This window comes from Desulfovibrio sp. 1188_IL3213 (assembly GCF_036763145.1).
In the GTDB taxonomy this organism is placed as follows: domain Bacteria; phylum Desulfobacterota; class Desulfovibrionia; order Desulfovibrionales; family Desulfovibrionaceae; genus Desulfovibrio.
The window spans coordinates 1-1,792 of sequence record NZ_JBAIYR010000436.1 but is presented as its reverse complement, the minus strand read 5'-3'; the positions used below and the strand labels follow the sequence as shown (position 1 = coordinate 1,792).

The window sequence follows — 1,792 nt, the reverse complement described above, 5'->3', positions numbered from 1 at the left end:
GGCGGAACTGGGGTTGCAACTGCTGGGTCCCGCCCCCGCGCCGCTGGCCCTGCTGCGGGGCAGGCGACGTTATGCCTGCCTTGTGAAAGGGCAGGACTGGCAGGCCATACGCTCACTGTATTTTTTTGCCCTTTCACAAAAATGCGCTAAAAATCTACGACTTTTTCTTGACCTTGATCCTGTAAATATGTTGTGAATGGCAGTTGTATTTTTTTGCTGGCTGTGGAGTGCCGCCGCTTCTTTCTGGAGAAGCAAGGGCGGCCGATTTTTTAATGCAGACTTGGCCCTATGGGGGGGCGGCGTTTCAGGCCGTTGCGTGACGGTTCGGATAGCTCACGTCCTGTATTCAGGACATGGCTGCGCCGGCTGAGGTTTTCTGGAGGAGTAATGAAGTTTTTTCGTGTACCGGCCTTGGTGCTGGCTCTGGTTCTTTGCTGTTCGCCCGATGCCCGGTCTGAAGGCTTTGCCCTTAACGAGTGGAGCGCCCGTGGGGTGGCTCTTTCCGGCGGGATGGTGGGCCGTGCCGATGACGTTTCTACGCTGGCCTATAATGCCGCGGGCATAACCCAGGTTCCCGGAACGCACGTTATGGGGGGGCTGGCCTTTATTGCTCCCTTGGGCACCATTGTGGCCGACATGGGCAACGGCGTGGAAAAGCACACCTCTACCAAGCCCGATGTGTGGCTGGCTCCGCACGGTTTTGTGAGCCACCAGCTTAACGACAGGGTGTGGCTCGGCTTTGCCTCCTTCAGCCGTTTCGGCCTGGGCAATTCTTTCAACAGCCAGTGGGTCGGCCGGTACAATATGTACGACATCGGCATGCAGACCGTGTCTTTTGTGCCGAGCCTGGCCTACAAGGTCAATGACATGCTCTCCCTTTCCGTGGGAGTGGAGGCCCTGTACGCCCATGTGTATATGGGCAACAAGATTCCCACGCGAACGGCCACGGACGCTTTTGACAACGATCTGCAACTGGAAGGCAGCGGCTGGGGCGTGGGCGCGCATCTCGGCATGCATATGCGTTTCAATGACCAGTGGTCCCTGGGCCTTTCCTACAAAAGCCAGATCACGCTCAACCTCTTCGGCGATGTGGATTTCGGCTACGAGGGACCAAACGGCCTCATAACTGCCGGGGTAATGCATGGCCCGCAAGCCCGCGACCGCAGCGCCAATGCCACTTTGCAGCTTCCTGACTCCATCGCTCTCGGTATTGCCTACAAGCCTGTGGATAACCTGAGTTTTGAAGTGGGTACGGTCTTTACTCGCTGGTCTACCTATAATGCGCTGAATATCAATATGGGCGATGACTATTCCGCCATCAATAACAAAGAATGGCGCGACGGCTGGAACTTTAACGCCAGTGTGGAATACAAGCCCCTGGACTGGTGGGCCTTGCGCGCGGGCTTTGCCTACGAGACTCCGGTGGTCAACGAAAGCTACAGCGACTACATGATGCCCACCAACGGGCGCACCATGATGAGCCTGGGGACGGGCTTTACGTGGGAGAACTGGACAGTTGACCTGACCTACGCCCATTTGTGGATCAACCCCGTGGACTATGACCATACCGAAACTTCCGGTATCCGTTCTCCGGCCAGCGGGATCAAGGGCGGCCATTCAGAGAATGTGCAGGCCAATATCTACATGTTCTCTGTGGGCTACTCTTTTTAGAGCAATTTAACTTTTAAATTGCTCGGACGGCTGCGTGAGCAGACGTTCGCTACGGAGGCGTAAGCGCAGTTTATCTGCGCGGTTAAACGCCGAAGTGAGCGTGCCTTAAACTTTGAGAATG

At 56.2% G+C, this 1,792-nt stretch carries 2 protein-coding genes; both read left to right on the top strand.

All coding sequences use genetic code 11. The features are described from left to right. Positions 1 to 196 (top strand): hypothetical protein (locus tag V6C16_RS12335; RefSeq protein WP_333543337.1); only part of this gene is annotated, 196 nt, incomplete at its 5' end. 191 nt (positions 197 to 387) lie between these two features. Then, on the top strand, positions 388 to 1,671 hold the full coding sequence (locus tag V6C16_RS12330) for an OmpP1/FadL family transporter (RefSeq protein WP_333534678.1): 1,284 nt from the start codon (positions 388 to 390) through the stop codon (positions 1,669 to 1,671). The last annotated feature ends 121 nt before the right edge of the window (positions 1,672 to 1,792 follow it).

What these genes read in the sequence shown, in the direction of transcription:
- V6C16_RS12330 (WP_333534678.1), top strand. Translation starts at nt 388, where the DNA reads ATGAAGTTTTTTCGTGTACCGGCCTTGGTGCTGGCTCTGGTTCTTTGC.